The sequence below is a fragment of the Pistricoccus aurantiacus genome, from assembly GCF_007954585.1.
Taxonomy (GTDB): domain Bacteria; phylum Pseudomonadota; class Gammaproteobacteria; order Pseudomonadales; family Halomonadaceae; genus Pistricoccus; species Pistricoccus aurantiacus.
The window spans coordinates 2,375,414-2,399,416 of record NZ_CP042382.1 but is presented as its reverse complement, the minus strand read 5'-3'; the positions used below and the strand labels follow the sequence as shown (position 1 = coordinate 2,399,416).

The following is a 24,003-nucleotide window of genomic DNA, read 5'->3' as shown; positions in this document are numbered from 1 at the left end:
ATAACGGCGGATGATAACGACATAGAGAAGGCGACCATGATCCAGTTCTATCTCAACGGCCAGCTTCAGCAGTGTGCAGCGTCCGCGGATACCAGCGTGCTGGAGCTGCTGCGTCAACAGCTGGGCCAGACCGGCACCAAGGAAGGCTGCGCCTCCGGAGACTGCGGCGCCTGCAGCGTGGCCATCGGCGAAGTGGACGCGCAGGGCAAGGTCCGCTATCACAGCGCCAATGCCTGCATCATGCCTGCCCACCAGCTGCAGGGCCGTCATCTGGTCACCGTGGAAGGACTGGCCCAGGGCAACGATCTGCATCCGGCTCAGGCGGCCATGGTGGATTGTCACGCCAGCCAGTGCGGCTTCTGCACCCCGGGTATCGTGATGTCGCTGTTTACGCTTCACGAAAATCAGCGCGGCAAGCACTTTTCTCCCGACCGCCAGCAGCTGGAAAGCGCCCTGGGCGGCAACCTGTGCCGCTGCACCGGCTACCGGCCGATTCGCGACGCGGCGCTTGCCATGTTCGAGCTACCGGAGCACCGTCCAAGCTGGATGGATGATCCTGAGCTTGGCGTACGCCTGAAAGAAATCGCCGCTCACGATCAAAACAGCCCAGAGGACGATCCAGGCAGTTATGCGCAGCCCGCAACGCTAAGACAACTGATCGAACTGCGCCGTCAATCTCCCGAAGCGCGACTGGTGGCCGGGGCCACGGATCTGTGGCTGGAAAACACTCAGCAGCTCAAGTCGCTTGACTCGCTGATCGACGTCTCCCGAGTGGCGGAGCTCAACGCCATCGAGGAAACCGACGAAGGCTGGTGGATTGGCGCGGCGGTGACCTATACCTGCCTGGAACCGCTGCTCGAAGACCACCATCCGGCGTTTTCGCACTTGATGCACCGCTTCGCCTCTCGTCAGGTCCGTAATCGCGGCACTCTGGGCGGCAATATCGCCAATGCCTCCCCTATTGGTGATTGTCCGCCTACCCTGCTGGCCCTGGACGCTCGGCTGCGGCTGGCGGGACCGCAAGGGGAGCGGGAAATTCCTCTCGAGGACTTCTTCCTCGACTACCGCCAGACCGTCCTGCAGGAAGACGAGGTGATTCGCGCCATCTTTCTGCCCAGGCTTGCAGCCGGACGGGAATGCAAGGTCTGGAAGCTATCCAAGCGCCGGGAGGACGATATTTCCTCGGTGCTCGGCGCCTTCAGTTGGCGGCTCGATAACGGACGCCTCAGCCAGGTACGCCTGGCCTTCGGCGGCATGGCGGCGATCCCCAAGCGTGCTCCCCAGGCGGAGGCCATACTGGAAGGCAATGCACCTAGCCATGAACTCTTCCAGCGGGCCAAGCAGGCGCTGAAGGAAGACTTTACCCCCATGACGGATGCTCGAGGGAGCGCCGACTACCGCACCGTCGCCGCGGCCAACCTGCTGGAGCGCCTGTACTGGGTGCTGGACTCCACTACCGAGGAGGCGATGCTCCATGCGTACGCTCACTAGGCTTTCTCACTCCCCCGAAGACAAGGACGCTGAAAGCGCCCGGGCCCAGGAAGTGCTGCGCCACCGTAACAAGGGCGATGGCCCCTTGGCTCGGGAGGTGGAAAAGCCCAGGAACACCAACAACTCGAAACATGCCCAGGCCCACGAAAGCGCCGTCAAGCACGTTACCGGCCGCGCCGCCTATATCGACGACCTCAAAGCCCCGGCGGACGCCCTGCATATGGCGGTGGGCTTGTCACCGGTGGCCCACGGACGCCTGACCCGGCTCGATCTGGACAAGGTGCGCGCCGCACCCGGCGTAGTGGACGTGATCACCATCAAGGACGTACCCGGGCATGCGGATATCGGCCCGGTGTTTCCCGGCGATCCGCTGTTCGTGGAAGAGGAAATCAGCTACCTGGACCAGGCGCTGTTCGCCGTGGCGGCCACCAGCTATCAGGCAGCCCGGCGAGCGGTCAAGGCGGCGGTGATCGAGACCGACGAGCAGGCGCCCTGCCTTGATCCGGTGGCGGCCACCGGTCGCGGCGATCTCGTGCGCCCTACCCACGTGCAGCAAAGCGGCGACTGGCAGGCAGCGCTAGCTGAAGCAGAGCACATACTGGAAGCGGAATACTTCTTTGGCGGCCAGGAGCACTTCTATCTGGAAGGCCAGGCCTGCCTGGTCATTCCCACGGAGGACGAGGGGGTTTTCGTTTACACCTCCAACCAGCACCCCAGCGAGACCCAGAAGCTGGTGGCGGAGGTGCTGGGCATTCCCTTCCACGCGGTAACCGTGGAAACCCGCCGCATGGGCGGCGGCTTCGGCGGCAAGGAAACCCAGGCCTCCGCCTGGGCCTGCATGGCGGCGCTGATCGCCCGACGCACCGGCCGCGCCACGCGGCTGCGCCTGCCCCGGGCGGATGACATGCAGCTCACCGGCAAGCGCCATCCGTTCCATAATCGTTACCGGCTGGGCTGCGACGCCCAGGGTGTGCTGTTGGGCGGCGAGATTATCTTGTTCGGCGACTGCGGCTATTCGCCGGATCTCTCCGAGGCGGTGGTGGATCGTGCCATGTTCCATGCGGACAACGCCTACTCATTGGGCCGGGCACGAGTCACCGGCCATCGTGCCAGGACCAACACCGCCTCCAATACTGCCTTTCGCGGCTTCGGCGGCCCCCAGGGGGTGGTGATCGCCGAGGCGGTGATGGACGATATCGCCCGGCGCGTCGGCGAGGATCCGCTGACCATCCGCAAGCGCAACCTGTATCGCCAAGGCCGGGACACCACCCACTACGGCCAGCGGGTAGACCAGCTGGAACTGCTCGAGGATATCGTCGAGCAGCTGGAGCAAAGCAGCGACTACTGGGAGCGGCGGCGCGATATCAAGGCCTTCAATGGCACCAGCCCGATTATCAAGAAGGGTCTGGCGCTGACTCCGGTGAAGTTCGGTATCTCCTTTACCGCCCAGCACCTCAATCAGGCCGGCGCACTCTTGCACGTCTATACCGACGGCAGCGTGATGATCAATCACGGCGGCACGGAAATGGGCCAAGGGCTGCATACCAAGATCTGCCAGGTAGCGGCCCGGGAACTGGGGCTGGATATGGCCCAGGTGCGTATCAGCGCCACCCGCACGGACAAGGTGCCCAACACCTCACCCACCGCGGCCTCCAGCGGCGCGGATCTCAACGGCATGGCCGCCCGGGACGCCGCTTCTAAACTACGCGAGCGGCTGTTTGATTTCGCCGCGGAACATTACCAGTTGGATCGGGAGACTCTGCGCCTGGAAGCTGGCGAGCTGATCGCCAACCTCGGCGAAAGCGAGCGGCGTATCCCCTGGGGCGAGCTGGTGCAGGCCGCCTACCTGGGCCGGGTGTCCCTATCGGAGAAAGGCTTCTACGCCACGCCCTTGATTCACTACGACCGCCAGACCGGCAGCGGCCGGCCCTTCTATTATTACGCTTACGGCGCGGCGGCCTCGGAGGTCAGCGTCGATACCCTGAGCGGCGAATACCAGGTAGAGCGGGTGGATATCCTTCACGACGTGGGAGACTCCCTGAACTCGGCCATCGATATCGGCCAGGTGGAAGGCGGTTTCATTCAGGGCATGGGTTGGCTGACCAGTGAGGAGCTCAAGTGGAACGATGAGGGCCGGCTAATGACCACCGGCCCCTCCACCTACAAGATTCCCGCCTTCGGCGACCTGCCCCCGGTGTTCAACGTCAAGCTGATGGAGGGCCATCCCAACTCCATGGCCAGCATCTACCGCTCGAAAGCCGTGGGTGAGCCGCCCTTCATGCTGGCGATCTCCGTGTGGTCGGCGCTGCGGGACGCCCTGGCGAGTCTCTCCGATTATAAGGAAAGCCCGGCCCTGGATACCCCGGCCACCCCGGAGCGGGTCTTGATGTGCGCCGAATCCCTGCGCGCCCGGTTCACCCAGGAGGCCGCTCCATGAATGTCGTGGCGAACAGCTGGCATGCCCAGCTGCACCGGCTCCAGCAGGCAGGCCTGCCCCACGCCCTGGCTACCCAGGTGACCGGCGCCGGCTCCACCCCTCGGGAGCCGGGGGCGCGCATGGTGATCACCGCCACGGAGACCTTTGACACCCTGGGCGGGGGTCATTTCGAATGGCAGGTGATCGAAGCGGCCCGACAGCGCCTTGGCGACAACCAGGCCGGCATCAGTCTCGAAACCTTCGCCCTGGGCGGGCGCAGCGGCCAGTGCTGCGGCGGCTTCGTCAACGTGCTGATCGAGGTGTTCTCCGGCGCGGCGACAAGGCTTGCGGTATTCGGCGCCGGCAATGTGGGCCGGGAACTGGTGCGTCTGGCAAGCCCCCTCAATTGGCGGATTCAGTGGTTCGACGAACGCGACGAGCTTTTTCCCGGCTGGGAGAGGGAGCAGCCGCGCTTGAGTCGTCACGACCTGGCGGACCCGGAGGCGGCGGTGGCGAGCCTGAATCCCGGCAGCCATGCTCTGGTGATGACTCACGATCACGGCCTCGATCGCGCCCTGGTGGATGCCCTGCTACGGCGCGGCGACTGCGCCTCCATCGGCCTGATCGGATCACAAAGCAAATGGGCGAGCTTTCGCTCCCGATTGCGGGCGACGGGTCACGGCGAGCAGGCGCTCGCCCAGGTGCGCTGTCCCATCGGCGCGGCGCCGGATGGCCGGAAGCCTTCCGACAAGACCCCCTACGCCATCGCCTTGGTCAGCCTCGCGGAGCTTGTGCATCTCGTGGCTGATGGCGCCGACAACCAGGCCGGCAACGATACCTATCGCGGCCTTGCCCCGCAGCGGCTGCGGGCGGTCTTCCCCCCAACGCATTCCTGAGAAACTCATCCCGAGAAATCACCATGACGCTGGATTTTTCCCACTGCCTGTTACGCGGCGCCCTGCTGAGCTTCGACCAAGACCCGGGGGACGCGGATACTCCTGCTACAGATAGTTATCGCTATCACGAGGATGGCGTCCTGTGGCTGGCAAACGGCCGTATCCGCGAGCTGGGCGACTATCAGGCGCTTGCCCCGCGGCTGCCGGAAGATATTCCTCGAATCGACCATCGCGGCAAGCTGATCATGCCCGGCTTTATCGATAGCCACGTGCATTACGTGCAGTTGGAGATGATCGCCTCCTACGGGCGTCAGCTGATCGACTGGTTGAACGACTACACCTTCCCCGAGGAATGCCGCTTCGCCCAGCGGGAACACGCGGACCGGGTGGCGGAAGCCTTTCTCGACGAGCTGCTGCGGGTCGGCACCACCACCGCCCAGGTGTTCTGCTCGAGCCATCCCTATTCCGTGGATGCCTTCTTCCAGGCCGCCCGGCGGCGGGAACTGCGCATGCTGGCGGGCAAGGTGCTGATGGATCGCAACGCCCCGGAGGAGCTGCGGGACGATACCCTGGGCGGGCTCGAGGACAGCGAACGGCTGATCGCCGACTGGCACGGCAAGGATCGACTGGGCTATAGCCTGACCCCACGCTTCGCCCCCACCTCGACCCGGGCCCAATTGGATGCCGCCGGCGCGGTCCTGCGCAACGACCGCAGCCTGTGGCTGCAGACCCACCTGGCGGAGAACACCGGCGAGGTCGAATGGGTGGCGGAGCTCTTTCCGGAAAGCCGGGACTATCTCGGGGTCTACGAGCAGTCGAACCTGGTAGGACCGCGCAGTACCTTCGCCCACGGCATCCATCTCGATCAGAACATGCGCAAACGCCTGGCGGAGCGTGGCGCCAACGTCGCCTTCTGTCCCAGCTCCAATCTGTTTCTGGGCAGCGGCCTCTTCGATCGTCAGGCCAGCCGGGAGGCAAAGCTGGCAATTTCCTACGCCAGCGACGTGGGCGGCGGCACGGATCTTTCCGGCTTCGCCACCCTGAAAGCCGCCTACCAGGTCGGCCAGTTGCGTGACCAATCCTTGACCGCCTGGCAAGGCTTCTACGGCCTGACCCTGGGCAACGCCCGAGCGCTGTCCCTGGATGACAGGATCGGCCGTCTGGCCCCGGGCATGGAAGCGGATTTCCTGGTGCTGGATCTTGCCGCCACGCCGCTGCTTGAACAGCGCCTGGCCCGCTGCCAGAGCCTGGGCGAAACACTTTTCGCGCTGATGATGCTCGGCGACGACCGGGCTATTTACGAAACCTGGGCAAACGGCCGTCGCCAGCACCATCGTGATCGGTAAACCATGATAATACATTCTATTTGTCGAACATATTTGACTGCGTAATGACAAGAAAGTACTTTAATAACTCGAAATTATGGATGCTGCTACAACAGTGCCGCTTTTGTTACTAGTGTCATTGATTACAAGCACTCTGTCGTTTGCCATGACGGTACAAAGTCGACGACGTTACAAAGCAGTCACTTTTAATTTTTCAAGCATCGAGCAGCCAAGCGCCCAAGGAACCTACTCGCGTTCCTACAGGCGCCCTTCCTGATAGAAACCAGGTTCGAGCCGACGGTATCGTTTGATAGGTCCTTTCGTGCCGGCTTCGACAAACCTAGACCTTGCACCAAGGCCACTCGCAGGAAAGAAAGCTCAGGATACTCGTGCGTCTTCTGCAGGTAAGGCATGGCATCCATGATTCCTGGTCAATTACGAGATTCCAGTAGATGGGTTTCGGCCGTCTGTTGGAATTTATCGCAACCGGAGAATGATATGACTAAACGTGTCGCCATCATCGGTGCGGGCCCTAGCGGTCTGGCACAATTACGCGCTTTTCAGTCCGCTTTTGAAAAAGGAGCCGAGCACGTCGAACTGGTCTGCTATGAGAAACAGAGCGACTGGGGTGGTCAGTGGAACTACACCTGGCACACGGGGATGGATGCCAACGGTGAGCCCGTACACAGCAGCATGTACCGTTATCTCTGGTCGAATGGACCCAAGGAGTGTCTTGAGTTTGCCGATTACAGCTTCGAAGAGCACTTTGGCAAGCCAATCGCCTCCTATCCGCCCCGCGCCGTGCTTTGGGACTACATCAAGGGCCGTGTGGAAAAGGCAGGCGTTCGTCGCTACATTCGCTTCAACTGTCCGGTTCGGCAAATCGAATTCGATAGCACCGTCCGCCAGTTCACAGTGACGGTTCACGATCATAAAAAAGACTTTATCGAAACTTCTTCCTTCGATCATGTCATCGTGGCTTCCGGCCATTTCTCGACCCCCAACAAGCCGACCTTCGAAGGTTTCGAAACCTTCAACGGCCGTATCCTGCATGCTCACGATTTCCGGGACGCACTGGAATTTCGCGGCAAGGATCTGCTGCTGATCGGCAGCAGCTACTCCGCGGAGGATATCGGCTCTCAATGCTATAAGTACGGCGCCCGCAGTATCACCACCAGCTATCGGACACGCCCCATGGGCTTCGATTGGCCGGATAACTGGCAAGAAAAACCGCTTCTCGAGTGGGTTTCCGGCAACACGGCGCATTTTTCCGACGGCAGCAGCAAGCGAGTTGATGCCATCATTCTGTGCACCGGCTATTTGCACCACTTCCCCTTCCTGCCGGACTCCTTACGCCTGAAAACCAACAATCGTCTCTGGCCGCTGGGTCTCTACAAGGGCGTCGTCTGGGAAGACAATCCGGCAATGTTCTACCTCGGCATGCAGGATCAGTGGTACACCTTCAACATGTTCGATGCCCAGGCCTGGTATGTCCGCGACGTCATCCTGGGACGCATCCCGCTGCCGGAAAAGAACGAGATGCAACGGGACAGCGCCAAGTGGCGTACTCGAGAAGAAGCGCTGGATAACGATGAAGAAATGATCCGCTTTCAGGGTGACTACGTGCGCGGCTTGATCGACGAAACGGATTATCCCAGCTTCGACATCGAAGGAGTCAACCAGACGTTTCTGGCCTGGGAGCAACACAAGCATGATGACATCATGAACTTCCGCGATCGCTCCTATCGCTCCCTGATGACCGGCAATCAGGCGCCGCCTCACCATACCCGTTGGCTGGATGCCATGGATGATTCGCTGGAGACCTTCCTGAACGCGCCCAAACGTGGAAGCAGTGCGAAAAAAGTATCGGAGAATAGCAGACAGGACGCCTGATACCGCCGTTGCATGAGGCTCGGACACACGGATAACGCGACCATCAGCATGACTAGCCACCTGCAAGGTTTTATGCTGATGGCATCTCATCTTCCACAGGAATGCACAGATGTCGCCTATCTCCCCTCCATTGCCCGAGCGCGTCACTCTTGAGGATCTCCCTCGCTGGAATGACGAAAACCTGATCGTCGAAGTTAACTCCCTGGACATGGGCTACTATATCGTGCGCCTGCATCACCGGGGCCGGCTTGGCCGGCTGGTGAAGGACAACGGTGAAACCCGCCTCTTCACCGGCACCCAATGGATCAGCCGTGCCCTGCTGCCGCTGGGCATCACCAAAGGCGTGCTGACCTGGGCGGATGTCTATGACGAGATGGTGGGGCTTCCCACCACCCGAACCCGCACTCCCGACCTGGAGCACGGCACCCGGATCACCTTTCAGACTCGGTAGTGCTGCTTCAGCCCTTACTATTCCAATACTTTTTGTATCGTTTACAAAGCCTGGCGCTTCCATTCCTGCGCCATCCACCAAGCGGTTTTTCATGTCTGCCTTTTATTGATTGAACGTTCAATAAAGTTATTTCATACTATGGGGCACTGTGCAGACAAGTGCCAAACGCGGCTGATACGCCAAGCGCTTGGCTCGTAGATTGAGGAGCTTAGCCCATGCCTAAGCTTGGAATGGAGCCCATCCGCCGTCATCAGCTGGTCAAAGCGACCATCCAGGCAATCGACGAGGCAGGGTTGGCGAATGCCACCATCGCGCGCATCGCGAAGAGCGCCAATGTGTCCACCGGCATCATCAGCCACTATTTCGGCGGCAAGGAAGGACTGCTGGAAGCCACCATGCGCCAAGTCCTCGCCGATCTCGGTAACGGCGTGGCCAAGCGCCGCGCCGTTGCTGGGACCACTCCCCGGGCTCAGATTCGCGCCATCATCGATGGCAACTTCGATCGCGATCAGATCAGCCAGTCGGTCATGAAAACCTGGCTGGATTTCTGGGCGTCGAGCATGCACCGCCAGAACCTGCAGCGCCTGCAGCGCGTCAATGATCGACGGCTCTACTCCAACCTGTGCTTCCAGTTCCGTCGTTATCTACCCAAGCAGGAAGCTCGGGATGCCGCCCATGGTCTTGCGGCGTTGATCGACGGTCTTTGGCTGCGCGGCGCCTTGGCCGTAGAAGCCTTCGATGTGGAGCGTGCGCAACGCTTGGCCTATGACTACCTGGAGGGATGGCTGAAAGATGACGCCTTTTGCCATTTTTCCTCTCCGACTCCGCCCTCTTTCCGCTAGCTCTCACGTTCAGGAGGCTTTATGGCTTTATTAGACACTCAACAACTCTTTATCCATGGTCGCCGAGTGGACGCCTCCTCCGGCGAGACCTTCGACACCATCAACCCGGCGGACGGCTCACTGCTCGCCTGCGTGCAGCAGGCTTCCCAGGAGGATGTCGATCGAGCCGTCGTCTCCGCCCGCGAAGGCCAGAAGATATGGGCCGCCATGAGCGGCATGCAGCGCAGTCGTATTCTCCTTCGTGCGGTGGCGCTGCTGCGTGAGCGTAACGACGAGATCGCTCACCTGGAAACCCTGGATACCGGCAAACCCATCAGCGAAACCCAAAGTGTCGACATCGTCACCGGCGCGGATTCGCTTGAGTATTATGCAGGCCTCGCCCCGGCTATCGAGGGCAAGCAGATTCCCCTTCGCGAGGATTCCTTCGTTTACACCCGCCGTGAACCCTTGGGAGTGATCGGCGCCATCGGCGCCTGGAACTATCCTATCCAGATTGCCTGCTGGAAGAGCGCTCCGGCGTTGGCGGCGGGTAATGCCGTGGTGTACAAGCCCAGCGAGGTCACGCCGCTGACCACCATGCTGCTGGCGGAGATTTTCACCGAGGCGGGCTTGCCGGATGGCGTCTTCAATGTGGTCCAGGGCGACGGCCGCGTCGGTGAGATGCTGACTCAGCATGCGGATATCGACAAGATCACCTTCACCGGCGAGGCAGGAACCGGCAAGAAGGTCATGGCTTCCGCCGCCGGCTCGACCCTGAAAGAAGTGACCATGGAGCTTGGCGGTAAGTCGCCGCTGATCGTCTTCGACGACGCGGATCTCGACCGCGCCGCGGATGCGGCGATGATGGCCAACTTCTATTCCAGTGGGCAGGTCTGCACCAACGGCACTCGGGTATTTGTACAGCGCTCGGTCAAGGAGGCCTTCGAGGCCAAAATCGTCGAGCGAGTCAATCGCATCAAGGCCGGCGATCCGCTCGATCCCGCGGTCAACTTCGGTCCGCTGGTGAGCTTCGAGCATCTCGAGAAGGTGACGTCCTATCTCGAACTCGGCAAACAGGAAGGCGCGCGCCTGCTTGCCGGCGGCAATCGCATGATTGACGGAGATTCTGGCTACGACTACGCCAAGGGAGCCTGGGCTGAGCCCACGGTCTTTACCGACTGCAGCGACGACATGCGCATCGTGCGCGAGGAAATCTTCGGCCCGGTCATGTCGATCCTCGCTTTCGATGACGAGGAAGAGGTCATTCGTCGCGCCAACGATACTCGTTACGGCCTGGCCGCGGGGTTGTTCAGCGAAGGGTTGAATCGGGCTCACCGGGTAATTCAGCGTCTCGAGGCGGGTATCTGCTGGATCAATACCTGGGGGGATTCCCCGGCGGAAATGCCGGTGGGCGGCTACAAGGAGTCGGGCATCGGACGCGAAAATGGGCTTTCCTCTCTCGATCAATACACCCAGATCAAATCCATACAGGTCGAGATGGGGCCCTTTCCCGCCGTTTTCTGAGCGTCCGGCCTGATCTTTTGAAGGACCGAGGCATCGGCTCGGCCCCTTCACTTCCTTTCCGCTTTAACGATAGACAAACAGGGTGTGTCATGACGCAGACTCGTGAATTCGACTACATCATCATCGGCGCCGGCTCGGCAGGAAACGTGCTCGCCACGCGTCTGACCGAAGACGCCGACGTCAGCGTGCTGCTGCTCGAGGCCGGCGGCCCGGATTATCGTTTCGATTTTCGCACCCAGATGCCCGCCGCCCTGGCTTATCCATTACAAGGCAAGCGCTACAACTGGGCCTTCGAGACCGATCCCGAACCCTACATGAACAACCGCCGCATGGAGTGCGGACGTGGCAAGGGATTGGGCGGCTCGTCGCTGATCAACGGCATGTGCTATCTGCGTGGCAACGCCCTAGATTACGATCGCTGGGCCGAGACACCGGGACTCGAAGACTGGAATTATCTCGAGTGCCTGCCTTATTTCAAGAAGGCGGAGACTCGGGACATCGGCCCCAACGACTATCACGGTGGTGAGGGACCGATCCATGTCACCACCCCCAAGGCAGACAACAACGAACTCTACGACGCTTTCATCAAGGCGGGGCAAGAGGCCGGCTTTCCGGCAACCGAGGACGTCAACGGCTATCAGCAGGAAGGCTTCGGGCCGATGGATCGCTTCGTCACGCCCAGGGGACGCCGCTCCTCCACCGCCCGAGGCTATCTGGATATTGCCAAACAACGCGCTAATCTGACCATCGAGACTCATGCGCTGACCGATCGCATTGTCTTCGAGGGCAAGCGCGCCGTCGGCGTCAGCTATTCACGCAAGGGCGAGCAGCAGGAAGCACAGGCCCGCCGCGAAGTGCTGCTGTGTGGCGGCGCCATCGCCTCGCCGCAGATTCTGCTGCGCTCCGGGGTCGGGAATCCTGAACACCTCAAGGCGTTCGATATCCCGGTGGTCCATGAACTACCCGGCGTGGGAGAAAACCTTCAGGACCATCTGGAAATGTACATCCAGTACGAGTGCAAGCAGCCCATCTCGCTGTATCCGGCGCTCAAATGGTGGAACCAGCCGAAAATCGGCGCCGAATGGCTGTTCTTCGGCAAGGGAGTCGGTGCGAGCAACCAGTTCGAGGCCGCCGGTTTCATCCGCACCAACGATGGCGAAGAGTGGCCCAACCTGCAGTATCATTTTCTGCCGATCGCCATCAGCTACAACGGCAAGAGCGCGGTGCAGGCCCACGGTTTTCAGGCTCACGTAGGCTCCATGCGCTCGATGAGCCGCGGGCGTATACGCCTGACTTCCCGCGACCCCAGCGCAGCGCCGAGCATCCTGTTCAACTACATGTCCCAGGAAAAGGACTGGCAGGAGTTTCGCGACGCTATCCGTATCACTCGCGAGATCATTGCTCAGCCGGCATTCGACCCCTATCGCGGTCGCGAAATAGCCCCGGGCCCCGAGGTGCAAACCGACGCGGAACTCGACGAGTTCGTTCGCAACAACGCGGAAACCGCCTATCACCCCTGCGGCACCTGCAAGATGGGCAACGACGCCATGGCGGTGGTGGACGGCGCCGGTCGCGTGCACGGCCTTGAGGGCCTACGAGTGATCGACGCCTCGATCATGCCGGTGATCACCACCGGCAATCTCAACGCTCCCACCCTCATGATTGCCGAGAAGCTGGCGGATAAAGTGCGAGGTCGCGACCCGCTGCCCAAGGCGGACGTGCCCTACTATGTGGCCAAGGACGCGCCTGCACGGCGCCATGCAGCAGTCGCCTAGTTGCGCCCGTACTCTGGGCAAGTCTTTTCAGTCAACCTTGGCTTTCCTTCAACCCACAGCGCCTCGCTTCAAGCGAGGCGCTGTGGGTTCATCTAGCCGATAACATTCATCAGACCGCAGGTTGATGAGGGTCATCCGGCATCAGGGTTTCGCCTGGCGCCTCGCGGTTGAGGTGCAGGAAGTGCAGGTGCCGCTCGTACTGATCGAGAATGTCCTCGATCACCTGCTCCTTGGTATAACCGGTGAGATCGTAGCCTTGGCTGCCTTCGAGGAGATAGACTTCCAGTCGATAGTAATGGGCGTTGGTCCATCGAGCGCGCAAGGCAAAAGACGGCGTGGTGAAGCGTCGCGGCCAGATCTGATAGGTGAAATTCTGCTCGTCCCCCAGGGCGATATTCAATTCCAGATGTTCCTCGTCGCCGCTTCCTTCGACAATACGGCCCTTCACGTTTTGCTCCTCCAAGGCCTGGCAAACGGTCTCCATGGCAGGCTTAGCCACTTCGCGAAGAAAATACCGGACTTGGCGATGGCCGGGAAAGCTCATGGCCCGGGAAAGACGCCGAGAAAGGCTCTTGGGTCCACGTTCGACGCTGGCGGAGCGGCTCGACAGACTCCCGGCGAGGCTCCCGCGGTGGCTGTCTTCCTTGATGCCTTCTACACGCAAGGCCTTGAGCAGCCCCACCATCATGAAGAACAGCACCACCGAAAACGGCAGGCCCATGATCACCACCATACCCTGTAGCGCCGACAAGCCCCCGGCCATCAATAATGCCAAGGTCAAGACACCGATGACCGATGCCCAGAGAATGCGCATCCATACCGGCGCGTCGTGATTGACGTCGCTCAGGATGGAAGTGAAGTTCGACAGTACCAGAGCGCCGGAGTCACCAGAGGTGACAAAAAAGACGATGGCCAGGATCGTGATGACTACGGTGACCGGTAGCGTCCAGGGTAAATTTTCCGCAAACAGATAGATGGATGACTCCGGCGTGTTCATGGCCATCTCGCCGAACTGGGTGGCGCCATTCATGACCAGGTCGATGGCGCTGTTACCCATGATCGACATCCAGGCCATCATGAAGGTCAGCGGCAGCAACAAGGTGCCGGCGACGAATTGACGGATGGTGCGACCCCGCGAGATACGCGCCAGGAACAGGCCGACGAAAGGCCCCCAGGCGATCCACCAGGCCCAGAAGAACAGGGTCCAGGCGTTCAGCCAATCCGTTGGCGGATCGAAGGAGTAGGTATCGGTGGAAAGCTCGATGAAATTGGCGAAGTAGTCGCCGATATTGGTGACCAGCGAGTTGAGCAGAAACAGCGTCTGGCCGCTGAACAGCACGAACAGCAGCAGCAACAGCGCCAACAGCATGTTGAACTCGGACAACCGCCGAATGCCGCGCTCTACCCCGGTCACCGCGGAAATGGTGGCGAAAATCACGATCATGATGACCAGAATCGCCTGGACCAGGGTGTTCTCGGGCACGTCAAACATATAGTTGAGCCCAAAATTCAGCTGGATAACGCCGATTCCCAGGCTGGTGGCAATACCGAAGACCGTGCCCAATACCGCGGCGATATCCACGCTATGGCCAATCGGCCCATTGATACGCTTGCCGAAGATGGGGTAAAGCGCGCTGCGAATGGTCAAAGGCAGATTATGCCGATAGCTGAAGAACGCCAGGGACATGCCTACCAGCGTATAGATGCCCCAACCGGAAAGCCCCCAGTGCAGGAAGGTCAGCTCCATGGCATGGCGGGCGGCGGCAACGGTGCCCGGCTCTCCTTCCGGCGGCGCCAGAAACTGTGTCAGGGGTTCAGCGATACAGAAAAACAGCAGATCGATACCGATACCCGCCGCGAATAACATGGCGGCCCAGGAGGCCATATTGAAATCGGGGCGAGAGTGGTCCGGTCCCAGGCGGATCTTGCCAAAGCGAGAAAAGCCTATGACGATCACGAAGACCAGATAGGCCAGAACGACAAGGAAGTAGTACCAGCCAAAAGTGTTCGATATCCAGCCCAGCACGCTGTTGATGACACGACCGGCGGATTCGGTAAAACCCATCGTCCATAATGCAAACGCTACGATACCTATCACCGAGCCGTAGAACACTATGGGATTGAGACGATCGCCTTGGGGTTGCACAGGTTGTCGAGATTCACTCTCCATGCGATTTTTCCTTATTGGATAACGAAGGATCGGGGTTCGCGACAAAGCAAAACCTGCTTTATATTAATTGACCGTTCAATAAAAATAAACTCGTTTATCTGGGCTTTTGAACCGTGATACTTACTAAAGATATGTTGTTTACCCAGAATAGTTAGGGTTTCTGCATTCGCCTCATCGATACAAATCAACTAAGCTGGACAGATTCAAACAAGCGTTAGAATCCTTGCCTGCACAGGACGGAGATCCCAATCATGCCACTTATCCTTATCGCGCTGGCGGTGGTCGGTCTGCTGATCGTCATGCGTCGCGAAGCCGGGGCCGCTGCCGCTGCCTGGCTGCTGGTCATTCTCGGGCTGATCGGCGTGCTGTTCGACGCGGAGGTCACCGGATTCGTCCTGCTGATCGCGGCGGGCCTGGTCGCGGTTTGCGGCCTGCCTTCCCTGCGTCGTCGCTGGCTGTCGCCGCGGGCCTTTGCCATGTTCAAGAAGATCGCCCCCAAGGTTTCCGACACGGAGCGCACCGCCCTGGAAGCCGGCAGCGTCGCCTGGGACGGAGAGCTGTTCTCCGGAAAACCGGACTGGAATCAGTTGCTGGCGTATAGAGACGACGGCCTGACGGAAGAGGAGCGCAGTTTTCTCGAGCATCAATGCTCCATGGCCGCAGGCATGTGCAGCGCCTGGGAAATCGCCCGGGAGCGGGCGGATCTGCCGCCGGAGCTTTGGGAATACCTGAAGAAGGAAGGCTTCTTCGGCATGATCATCCCCAAGGAATACGGCGGCCTGGGTTTCTCCGCCAAGGCGCAGTCACTGGTGCTGCAGAAGCTCTCCGTCAACGAGACCCTGATGGTCACCGTAGGGGTGCCCAACTCGCTGGGCCCGGGAGAGCTGCTGCTCAAGTACGGCACCGAGGAACAGAAAAAATATTACCTGCCCCGCCTGGCGGATGGTCGGGAGATCCCCTGTTTCGGCCTGACCGGCCCCCGCGCCGGCAGCGACGCCACGTCTCTGCCGGATACAGGGGTCGTCTGCAAGCAGGAAATCGACGGCGATGAAGTGCTGGGACTCAGGATGACCTTTTCCAAGCGCTGGATCACCCTGGCGCCGGTGGCCACGGTGGTGGGCCTGGCGTTTCGCATGTTCGACCCGGAGCGCCTGCTGGGCGGCGAGGAAGATCTCGGCATCACCTGCGCCCTGGTACCGCGTAACACCCCGGGCATACAGATCGGTCGGCGTCATCATCCCATCGGCAGCCCCTTTCTGAACGGCCCGATCCACGGCAAGGATATCTTCGTGCCGCTGGATACCATCATCGGCGGCCCGGAAATGGCCGGGGAAGGCTGGCGGATGCTGGTGGAATGTCTCTCCGTGGGGCGCTGCGTCACCCTGCCCTCCGGTGCTTCCGGCACCGCCCGCTATGCCTTGGGCTGGACCGGTGGCTTCGCGCGGATTCGCCGTCAGTTCAACGTGCCGGTGGCGGAGATGGAAGGCGTTCAGGCGCCTCTGGCGCGAATGGCGGCGCTGGCCTATATCTCCCAGGCAGTGGTCTATCAGACCGCCAACATGATCGATCACGGCGTCAAGCCGGCGGTTCCTTCGGCGATTCTCAAGTACCACCTGACGGAATTCCAGCGCCTGCTGTTGAGCGATGCCATGGACATCCACGGCGGCAAGGCGGTGACCGTCGGCCCGCGCAATTATATCGGCATCGGCTACAGCGCCAATCCGGTAGCGATCACCGTGGAAGGCGCCAATATCATGACCCGCAACCTGATGATCTTCGGTCAGGGAGCGATCCGCTGCCATCCCTATGTGCTGAAGGAGCTGGACGCCAAGGACAAGGATGACGCGGCAGCCTTCGACGAAGCGTTCTTCGGCCATATGGGGCTGATCTTCGGCAACGCTTCCCGGGCCTTTACCCAGGCGGTAGGGTTCGGCAAGGCGGACACGCCCTTCGACGCGGTGGCGGCCCCCTACGCGCGAGACATATCACGCCTATCCGCCGGTTTCAGCCTATGCGCGGACGCGGCCATGGCGAGCCTGGGCTCCCAGTTGAAGACGCGGGAAATGCTGTCCGCGCGGCTCGGAGACGTGCTCTCGAACCTGTACCTGCTTTCCATGCTGCTCAAGGCCTGGCACGAAGGCGACCAGGTGGAAGGCGAAGACAAGCTGCTCCACTACAGCGCGATCTACCTGCTGTATCACACCGAGCAGGCCTTCGTGGAAATCTTCGACAACCTGCCCAGGCGCGGCCTGGCCAAGACCTTGAAAGCCATCGTCATGCCCCTGGGCCGGCGCTGGTACATGCCGCGGGATCATCTCTCCAAGAGCATCGCTCAGCTGGTGTCGCATCATACGCCGCTTCGCAGCAAGCTGATTCGCGATACCTGGGATGAGCAGAAGGAAGGCCAGAAGGACAACCCGCTGGCGCGCTACACTGCCCTGCTCGCTCAATACGACCGTGCGGAGCCGCTGTATCGCAAGCTCAACAAGGCCTATGCCAAAGGCGAACTCCCCGTGGATGCGCTGCATCCGGAGGAGCGGGTCGAGGCGGCGCATCGCAAGCATATCCTGAACGACGACGATACGGCCTTCATGCGGGAGTTCGAGGCGGAAGTGCTGGATATGCTGACCGTGGACGACTTCGCCTTCGACGCCTTCGCTCTCGACAAGAGCAAGGTCAACTGGCACGGCACGGACGTGGATCAGAGTGAAACGGGAGGGCTCAGTGGAGCCGCGGAAGCTACCCCGGAAGTGAACAGCGATAGGGAGACAAGCCGGAAACGTAAACCGAAAGTCTCGGTAAACAAGTAATCAATTTTTTACTTGGCCTCAACGCCCTGGAGTCATCTTCAGGGCATTTTTGTATCGGCCTTATCGCAGCGGCCAGACCAGCATGATCATCGGTATCGCGACAGCCATGACCAACAGGGAAAGCGGTAGCCCGAGCATCCAGTAGTCGTGGAAGCGGTAACCCCCGGGGCCCATCACCAGGGTGCTGGACTGATGGCCGATGGGGGTCAGGAAGGCGCAGGAGGCGCTGACCGCCACCACCATCAGGAAAGGATCGAGATTCAGCGCGAAACCCGCCGCCAGGCTCGAAGCGATCGGCGCCATCAGCAGCGCCGCGGCGGCGTTGTTGATGACATTGGAAAGCATCAGCGTCATCGCGAATAGAATGATCAACGTCACCACCGGCGGCCACTCGCTGCCCAGGCCAAGCATGGTCTCGGCGATCAGCCTGGCGCCGCCGCTGGTGTCCAGGGCCTGGCCTACGGGTATCATCGCGCCCAACAGCACGATCACCGGCCCATCGATGGCCTGATAGGCTTCTCGCAGCGGTAGCACTCCCACCATCAGCGATGCCAGCGCCGCCGCGGTCATCGCCACCGAAGCCGGCAGCCAGTCCAGCAGCATGCTGGCAATTGCCAGGACGAAGATACCCAGGGACAACAGGAGCCGGCGCGGCTGCCCAAGGCTCAACTCCCGCTTGGCCAGAGGTAGACAGCCCAGGGTCGCCAGACTTTCGGCGAGATGGCTTTCATCGCCCTGCAACAACAGCACGTCGCCGACACGAAAGCGAACGTTACGCAGGCGCTCCCTGAGCCGCGTGCCGTCCCGGGCCACCGCCACCAGATGCAGACCGTGCTGATTCAGCAAACGCAAATGCACCACGGTACGATTGATCATGATGGAATCGTTGCGCACCACCGCTTCGATCAGCTGCAGTCCCTTGGTGCTCAGGGTATCATCCTGTTTTTCTTCCTGGCTTTCGTCCTGGCTGTCGTCCTGGGCATGACTGCCCACCTTGAGCCCTGCCTTGCTTTCCAAGAGCTTCATTTCCTCGGGGCCGGCCTCCATCAGCAGAATGTCTCCTTCCTGCAGCGTGCCCAGAAACGCATATCCCGCCAGCCGGTCGTCGTCTCGCACCACTGCCAGCACCGGCAGGTTATCGCCCAGCTCGCGCTGCAGCTGCTGCAGGGTCCAGCCCTTGGCCTTGGTCTCCTCTCCCACCCGCAGTTCGACCAGATAATGGCTGATATCGAACAGGCTGTCGCTATCCACCCGGCTCTTGCGTCGTGGCGTCAGTCGCCAGCCGACCAGCACCATGAAGACCAGCCCCGTCAGCGCCACCGTCAGCCCCACCGGGGTGAAATCAAACATGCCGAAGGCCCCCTCCCCCTGATTGGCCCGGTAGGTGGCGATGATGATATTGGGGGGTGTGCCGATCAGGGTGATCAGCCCACCCAGCAGCGAGCCGAAAGCCAAGGGCATCAGCAACAGGGAAGGCGATGCCTGATGCTCCCGGGCCATGCGAATCGCCACCGGCAGCATCAGGGCCAGGGCGCCCACGTTGTTCATCATCGCGGACAGCACCAGCACGGTGCCGGTCAACACCAGCAGTTGCAGCATCAGATTGTCGCCGACCTTGAGGGTCTGACCGGCGATGATATCCACCAGGCCGGAGCGCTCGAACCCCTTGCTGAGAATCAATACCGCCGCCACGGTGACCACCGCGGGATGGCCGAATCCCAGGAAGGCTTCGCCCATGGGCACCAGGCCGAGCACCGCTGCCGCCAACAAGGCGCCCAGCGCGACGATATCGTAACGAAACCGTCCCCAGACGAATGCCGCCAAGGTAACGCCCAGCAGAATGAAGAGTTGCGTGGCATCGGACATGAAATCGTCGTTACCTCTGAAAATGTCGATGCCCATCATCGCTTGTTTAGCGAGTCCCGTGCCATATTTGAGCCGGAAACTATATCGTGGCGCGGCGCAGCATGAACCAGTTCGGCACCCCGAGAACCTGCCGCTCGGCGATGACCTCGAATCCGAAACGTTGATACAGCCTGGCGTTTATCGGCTTGTCGGTTTCCAGATAGGCCACGCCATTGTGACGATCCACACGCCGACAGAATTCCTCGATCAAGGCGCTGCCCATGCCCTGTCCTTGATAATCGGGACTCACCACCACCGGCCCCAGATGCCAATGGGGCTCATCGGGATCAAGCTTTTCCCAGGCGCGGGTCCAGCGAAAAACCCGCCAGGCACCGACGACCCCCGCACCACGCAGAATCGCCGGCAGGAGCATGAGCTTTTCATCCAGGGGAACCCGGCAGCCGCCAGGAGGCGACAGACCGCAAATGCCCATCAGTTCCCGATCCCGCCAGGCGCCAAACAGCTGTTGCCGGCTGGCCTGTTGATACAGGAAAGGCTGGAACATGCGCAACAGCGCCCTTTCGCGGCGCCCGGGATCGCCGCCGAAAACCCGCGCATGAAGCGGATTGTCGCGCATTCCCCGGGCCAGCAATCCAGCGCCGGCAGGTACATCCTTCAGGGAAAGCTCATCGATACGCATGACCTGCCGTCCATCACTCTCGTCAACCCTATCCAGACGTCAGCTAGACTTCGTCTCGATCATCAAAATGCGCGCTGAAGAATATGACCTGCACCGCGTCAGGAAGACTTCTTCATTTTCGCGAGCATGCGCTCCACCGCTTCCAGGTGCTCCGGCTCGTTGTGGCAAAGCCCCTGGAAGTTGGCGCACACATCAAGGAAGTCCTTGAGTTCCAGGCGCGGCGCCATACTCATCAAGCGCTTGGTCAGTCGCGTGGCCTTGGGCGGTTGGGCGGCGATATGGGCGGCGAGTTCTTGCACTCGGGGCATCAGCGCCTCCGGCTCCACCACCTCGAGCAGGATACCCAACTGTAGTGCTTCCTGCGCATCGATCACGCGACCGGTCAGGGTCAGCTCGAAGGCGCGCTGATAGCCGATCAAGCGCTGTAGATACCAGGCGCCGCCGTCACCGGGGATGATACCCAGGTTGAGAAAGGTCTCGCCGAACTTGGCCCGGCTCGATGCGATACGCATATCCGCCATGTTGGCCAGATCGAAGCCCGCACCGATAGCGGGGCCGTTGACCGCGGCGATGATCGGCACTTCCACCGCCTGCAGCGCCAGGGGAATACGCTGGATACCCTGCCGGTAGCGCTGCGCCACCTCCGCTGGATCGCCGGCGAAATCGCCTCCCCGCTCCGCCATGTCCTTGACGTTGCCGCCGGCGGAGAACGCCGACCCCGCGCCGGTGATCACCAGCACCGAGACGTCCTGGCAGCGGTTCACCCATTGGGCCACCTGGACGATATCCTCGACCAGGCCGGTGCCGGTCAGGGCATTGCGCAGGTCGTGACGATCCAGGGTCAGGGTCGCGATGCGCTCCTCCAGCGTGAGGGTCGCGTCCGTGAGATCAGGCAAATTCATCGCCGGTCTCCTTATCGAAAGTTGTCAGAATGATGCGCGCATCGACGATGGCGTAGCCCTTTTGATAATAGCCTTGGGGATAGGCGATCACCGGATTGAGATCCAGTTCACGAATGTCCGGACAGGTCTGTACCAGCTGGGATACTTTCAGCAGCAGCTCCACCAGCGCCGCCTTGTCCACCGCCGCAGCGCCACGCAGGCCATCCAGCACCTTGCTGGCCTTCAGCTGATCCAGCATGCCCTGGGCATCCTGGCGGCTCAGTGGAATGGCGCGAAACGCTACATCTTCCAGCAGTTCGACGAAGATACCCCCGAGACCGAACATCAGCACCGGCCCGAAGGCGGGATCCCGCACCACGCCGATAATGACTTCCACCCCTTTCGCCGCCATGGGGCTGACCAGCACGCCGTCGATATGGGCATTCGGCGCGTAATTCTCGCAGGAGGCCATTATTTGCCGATAGGCATCCTCGAGGGCGGCCGCGCCGCGCAGATCAAGCCTAACGCCTCCCGCATCGGATTTATGCAGAATATCCCGAGAGACCACTTTCATCGCCATGGGCGTCTCGCCGGCCTGCGCCGCGACCTCTCCCAACTGGTCGGCGCTCGTTACCCAGGTTTCATCGGGCACGGCGATCCCCTGATCCTTCAATAGCGCCTTGGCTTCCGGTTCGAGAAGATCCCGCTTCTCCTCCAGCGCCTGTTCGATCAACCGCGAGCGAGACGCCTCGATGGCCGGCTCCGTCGGCGACGACTCCCGAGCCAGATATTCACCGCGAGCCGCCAGGGCCGCGAGCACCTTGATCGCCAGCTCGATGGAGCCGTAGACCACCAGCCCCGCCTCCCGCAGCCGTTCCAAGGCCGGCGGCCTGACCGGCGCATAGAGGCTATGTACTACCAAGGGCTTGCGTGTACTCCAGGCGGTCTCGACCATGCTCTCCGCCCCGGCCATCTCGTTGGCGGCAAGGGTTGCGGAAAAACGACTGGCGTAGCCGCCGAACATGCCCACCAGCAGCACGCTATCGACGCCTTCGTCACCGATCAGGATCTCGTGGCACCGCGCCAGCAGCGCCGGGTTGGCATCGCTGGAACCCGCTACGTCCACCGGATTGGCCAGGGACGCCTGGGGAAAGAGAATCTCCGCCAGTCGCGCGCGCGTCGTGTCGCTCAGGCTCGCCAATTCCAGCCCCGCCTCGACGATGCGATCCGCGGCGATAGTCGCCTGTCCGCCGCCGTCCGCCAGGATGGCAACCCGCTTGCCCGGAGCCTGCTGCAGCGCGCCGAGCCCTTCCGCCACCGGCAGAATCTCGTCGGAATACTGCACCACGCTGACCCCGGCCTGACGCAGCAGATCCGTGGTCATGGCGTAGCTGCCCGCTAAGGCACCGGTATGGGAACTCGCCGCGGCGCAGCCCTGGCGGGTCGCACCGGACTTGTAGACCACCACGGGCTTGCGGCGGGTAATCTCCTTGGCGACCTCGAGAAAGCCCCGGCCGTCCTGGAAGCCCTCGACGTACAGCGCCGCCACGTAGGTATCGTCGTCCTCGCCGAGATAGCGCAGATAGTCGCCGAATCCCAGATCCGTCTGATTGCCCGGGCCGACATAGCTGCTGAAGCCGATGCAGCCGTGGTGCTGGGCCTCCAGCGCTAGGGCCAGCAGCATGTTGCCGGACTGGGAAACGATACCGATATTGCCGGGAACGACGTTTTCTAGCCCCAGCAGGTTGAGCTTGGCGTGCAGATTGAAAAGCCCCGACGTATTGGGACCGATCAGGCGAACGCCGCTTTCCCGAGCGGCGTTCAGCAGCTCCTGCTCGAGTACCTTGCCCTCGAGGCCGGTCTCGCCGAAGCCGCTGGCGAGGATCACCGCGCCCTTGACGCCCTTTTCACCGCACTGGCGAATCAGATTCGCCACGCTGCTTGCCGGGGTACAGATCAATGCCAGTTCCGGCGCTCTAGGCAGGCTTTCCAGGGAGGCGTAGGCCGGCACCCCCAGGATCTCGCTTGCCTTGGGGTTGATGGGATAGATATCGCCGCCAAAACCGCCTTCCAGCAAGCCCGCCAGCGCCTTGTAGCCGCGCTTGGTGGGATCGCTGGAGGCGCCGATGATGGCAATGCCGCTCGGGGCGAGAATATCGTGCAACGGGCTGATTCGGGACATGGCCATTTCAAGCTCCCTTGAAACGCGGCGGACGCTTCTGGGCGAAGGCATCGACGCCTTCCTGCCAGTCCGCGGTGGTGGAACAGGTGAATACCGCGTCCAGTTCCTGCTGCAGCTGGGCGTCCATATCCGTATGACCGCCTCGATTGACCAGACGCTTGAGCAGCGCCATGGAGACCGGCGCCTGGCGTGCAAGCTCGCTTGCCAGTTCCCTGGCTCGATCCGGCAGATCGGCTAATGGCATGGACTCCAGCGCCAGGCCGATGGCGGCGGCCTCGTCACCCCGCAGCTTGACACCGGTATAGAGCAGACGCCGCGCCTGGGCCAGACCCACCAGCTGAGGCAGCAGCTTGGAAACGCCGCCGCCCACGCAGGTCCCGATGCTGATTTCCGGAAAGCCGATCTGCGCGCCCTCCGCCATCAGCAGAAAGTCGCAGGAAACCGCCATCTCCGCGCCGGCGCCCAAGGCATAGCCGTTGACCGCCGCGACTACCGGAATCTTGAGGTTCTGGATCGCCTCGCAGACATCGTTTCCCAGCTGCAGATACTGTCGGCGCTGATACAGACTGCGATCGGCGCTGCCGTGGGCTTTCATGTCAGCGCCCACGCAGAAGGCGCGGCCGGCCCCGGTCAGAATCACCACGCGAACCTCCGAATCCGCTTCCGCCGCCGCCAAGGCCTGCAGCAGCTCTTGATAGAGCTGCTCGATGACCGCATTCAGCCGCTCCGGACGATTCAGATGAATTTCGACCACCCCCGGGTGGGAGGTCACTATCAGCGTCTCGTAAGTCATGGGTATCTCCAGAGGCGTCGTCGACGCCCA

16 protein-coding genes are annotated in these 24,003 nt (G+C 61.5%); 10 read left to right on the top strand and 6 right to left on the bottom strand.

Annotation, left to right across the window (positions count from 1 at the left end; all coding sequences use genetic code 11):
* Positions 1–36: 36 nt before the first annotated feature.
* The 9 genes from xdhA (at position 37) to betA (ending at position 12,592) form a co-directional block, all read left to right on the top strand.
* On the top strand, positions 37–1,491 hold the full coding sequence (gene xdhA, locus FGL86_RS11410; RefSeq protein WP_186764383.1) for a xanthine dehydrogenase small subunit: 1,455 nt from the start codon (positions 37–39) through the stop codon (positions 1,489–1,491).
* A complete protein-coding gene (xdhB, locus tag FGL86_RS11405; protein ID WP_147184669.1) occupies positions 1,475–3,928 on the top strand; it encodes a xanthine dehydrogenase molybdopterin binding subunit in 2,454 nt (817 codons plus the stop codon). Before xdhA ends, xdhB begins: the two co-directional genes overlap by 17 nt.
* Positions 3,925–4,803: a xanthine dehydrogenase accessory protein XdhC gene (xdhC, locus tag FGL86_RS11400; RefSeq protein ID WP_147184668.1), complete on the top strand. Its 879-nt coding sequence runs from the start codon at positions 3,925–3,927 to the stop codon at positions 4,801–4,803. The genes xdhB and xdhC overlap by 4 nt, the downstream gene beginning before the upstream one ends.
* Positions 4,804–4,826: 23 nt before the next feature.
* Positions 4,827–6,149 (top strand): guanine deaminase, encoded by a 1,323-nt coding sequence (guaD, locus tag FGL86_RS11395; RefSeq protein WP_147184667.1) that lies wholly within the window; start codon positions 4,827–4,829, stop codon positions 6,147–6,149.
* A gap of 477 nt (positions 6,150–6,626) precedes the next feature.
* Positions 6,627–8,021: an NAD(P)-binding domain-containing protein gene (locus FGL86_RS11390; protein WP_147184666.1), complete on the top strand. Its 1,395-nt coding sequence runs from the start codon at positions 6,627–6,629 to the stop codon at positions 8,019–8,021.
* A 109-nt stretch (positions 8,022–8,130) separates the two neighbouring features.
* Positions 8,131–8,472, top strand: a complete 342-nt coding sequence (locus tag FGL86_RS11385) for a DUF6482 family protein (protein WP_147184665.1) — start codon at positions 8,131–8,133, stop codon at positions 8,470–8,472.
* A 215-nt stretch (positions 8,473–8,687) separates the two neighbouring features.
* Positions 8,688–9,314, top strand: a complete 627-nt coding sequence (gene betI / locus FGL86_RS11380) for a transcriptional regulator BetI (protein ID WP_147184664.1) — start codon at positions 8,688–8,690, stop codon at positions 9,312–9,314.
* Between the two features lie 21 nt (positions 9,315–9,335).
* A complete protein-coding gene (betB, locus tag FGL86_RS11375; protein ID WP_147184663.1) occupies positions 9,336–10,817 on the top strand; it encodes a betaine-aldehyde dehydrogenase in 1,482 nt (493 codons plus the stop codon).
* Positions 10,818–10,906: 89 nt separating this feature from the next.
* Positions 10,907–12,592 carry a choline dehydrogenase gene (gene betA / locus FGL86_RS11370; RefSeq protein ID WP_147184662.1) on the top strand — a complete coding sequence of 562 codons (1,686 nt, stop codon included), beginning with the start codon at positions 10,907–10,909 and terminating at the stop codon, positions 12,590–12,592.
* Between the two features lie 109 nt (positions 12,593–12,701).
* Here the strand turns inward: betA and betT are convergent, their stop codons facing one another.
* The gene (gene betT, locus FGL86_RS11365) at positions 12,702–14,762 is read right to left on the bottom strand and encodes a choline BCCT transporter BetT (protein WP_147184661.1); all 2,061 of its coding nucleotides are present in this window, start codon (positions 14,760–14,762) and stop codon (positions 12,702–12,704) included.
* Positions 14,763–15,010: 248 nt separating this feature from the next.
* Between betT and FGL86_RS11360 the strand changes: the two genes are divergently transcribed.
* Positions 15,011–17,572 (top strand): acyl-CoA dehydrogenase, encoded by a 2,562-nt coding sequence (locus tag FGL86_RS11360; protein ID WP_147184660.1) that lies wholly within the window; start codon positions 15,011–15,013, stop codon positions 17,570–17,572.
* A 60-nt stretch (positions 17,573–17,632) separates the two neighbouring features.
* On the opposite strand, the gene FGL86_RS11355 is transcribed toward FGL86_RS11360, so the two are convergent.
* The 5 genes from FGL86_RS11355 to FGL86_RS11335 all read right to left on the bottom strand — a co-directional run bounded on the left by FGL86_RS11355 (position 17,633) and on the right by FGL86_RS11335 (position 23,973).
* Positions 17,633–19,438 carry an SLC13 family permease gene (locus FGL86_RS11355; protein WP_147184659.1) on the bottom strand — a complete coding sequence of 602 codons (1,806 nt, stop codon included), beginning with the start codon at positions 19,436–19,438 and terminating at the stop codon, positions 17,633–17,635.
* Between the two features lie 79 nt (positions 19,439–19,517).
* A complete protein-coding gene (locus FGL86_RS11350) occupies positions 19,518–20,117 on the bottom strand; it encodes a GNAT family N-acetyltransferase (protein ID WP_147184658.1) in 600 nt (199 codons plus the stop codon).
* Positions 20,118–20,215: 98 nt separating this feature from the next.
* Positions 20,216–21,019: an enoyl-CoA hydratase-related protein gene (locus tag FGL86_RS11345; RefSeq protein WP_147184657.1), complete on the bottom strand. Its 804-nt coding sequence runs from the start codon at positions 21,017–21,019 to the stop codon at positions 20,216–20,218.
* A complete protein-coding gene (locus FGL86_RS11340) occupies positions 21,006–23,180 on the bottom strand; it encodes an acetate--CoA ligase family protein (RefSeq protein ID WP_246131607.1) in 2,175 nt (724 codons plus the stop codon). The genes FGL86_RS11345 and FGL86_RS11340 overlap by 14 nt, the downstream gene beginning before the upstream one ends.
* 7 nt (positions 23,181–23,187) lie before the next feature.
* Entirely contained in the window at positions 23,188–23,973 is a 786-nt protein-coding gene (locus FGL86_RS11335; protein WP_147184655.1) for an enoyl-CoA hydratase/isomerase family protein, read from the bottom strand.
* Positions 23,974–24,003: the final 30 nt, after the last annotated feature.